The following is a 1,249-nucleotide window of genomic DNA, read 5'->3' as shown; positions in this document are numbered from 1 at the left end:
GGCCTGCACCGCGCCCGCGCCGGCCTCGGCCCCGAGCCGCATCCGGTCGGCCCGCACCGCGACCTTGCCCTCGGGCAGGGCGATGACGTTGTGGCCGCCGATGAAGCGGGCGACGAAGGCCGAGGCCGGGCGCTCGAACACCGTGCGCGGGTCGCCCGCCTGCTCGATCTTGCCGCCGTTCATCACCACCACGAGGTCGGACAGCGCCATCGCCTCCTCCTGGCTGTGCGTGACGTGGATGAAGGTGAGCCCGAGTTCCGCCTGGATGCGCTTCAGCTCCACCCGCATCCGCACCCGCAGGAACGGGTCGAGGGCCGAGAGCGGCTCGTCGAGGAGCAGCACCTTCGGGCCGGTGACCAGCGCGCGGGCCAGCGCCACGCGCTGCTGCTGCCCGCCAGAGAGTTGCGCCGGCAGGCGGTCCGCGAGGTGGCCCATCTGCACGAGGTCAAGCATCGCGTCGGCCTTCGTGCGGCGCTCGGCCTTGGCGACCCCGCGCATGCGAAGCGAGAACGCGACGTTGTCGCGGCAGGTGAGGTGCGGGAACAGCGCGTAGCTCTGGAACATCATCGCGGTGCCGCGCTCGGACGGCGGCGCGTCGCCGACGGCGCGCGGGCCGATCACCACCGCGCCGGAGCTGACGGCCTCGTGCCCGCCGATCATCCGCAGGGTCGTGGTCTTGCCGCAGCCGGACGGCCCGAGCAGGCAGCAATAGGCGCCCGACGGGATCTTGAGGTCGATCGCGTCGACGGCGAGCGTCGAGCCGTAGCGCTTCGTCAGCTGGATCACCTCGACGTTCATGCGGGTCCTTCGGTCGGCACGCCCTTCGCGAAAACCGGGGAGCAAGCCGCGGGCCATCACGGGCGCGGCGGCGTCGTAAAAGCGATGCCCGGGCCGTCGCACCGGGCGCCGGCGCATGGAGGCGATGCCCTGTCCGCAGGCGGGCCGGCGCCGGCATGCTTGTGGAGCCGGTCGCTTCGGTCTAACCCTCGCTCCCTCGGACACCCTGCCCGAACACCCTGGATGCGAGACGGCCGGAGACGGCGCGTCGGTCAGCGCCCTCCGCACGCGCGGTGGGTCCGCCGGAGTCCCACGAGTCCCATGCATGTCCCCCGCAGCGACGCCTACGTCCCTCCGAAAACGCCCGGCGCCCGGGTCCTCGTGGTCGAGGCGCGCTTCTACGACGGCCTGTCCGACGACCTGCTCGCCGGGGCGCTCGGCGCCGTCGCGGCGGCGGAGGCCCACGCCGCGG

Annotated in this window: 1 protein-coding gene and 1 pseudogene; one reads left to right on the top strand and one right to left on the bottom strand. The window is 73.4% G+C overall.

What is annotated here, in order from left to right; translation table 11 throughout:
- Positions 1-798: ABC transporter ATP-binding protein (locus FV222_RS26555; protein WP_147816112.1), on the bottom strand; the 798-nt coding region annotated here is incomplete at its 3' end.
- 300 nt (positions 799-1,098) lie between these two features.
- On the opposite strand from FV222_RS26555, the pseudogene FV222_RS31620 reads away from it, so the two are divergent.
- Positions 1,099-1,249 (top strand): annotated as a pseudogene (locus FV222_RS31620) (6,7-dimethyl-8-ribityllumazine synthase); the annotation flags it as partial.

This window comes from Methylobacterium sp. WL103 (assembly GCF_008039885.1).
GTDB lineage: Bacteria > Pseudomonadota > Alphaproteobacteria > Rhizobiales > Beijerinckiaceae > Methylobacterium > Methylobacterium cerastii.
Note: the sequence above shows the minus strand (reverse complement) of the source record. Positions and strands in the feature narration are given on the sequence as shown.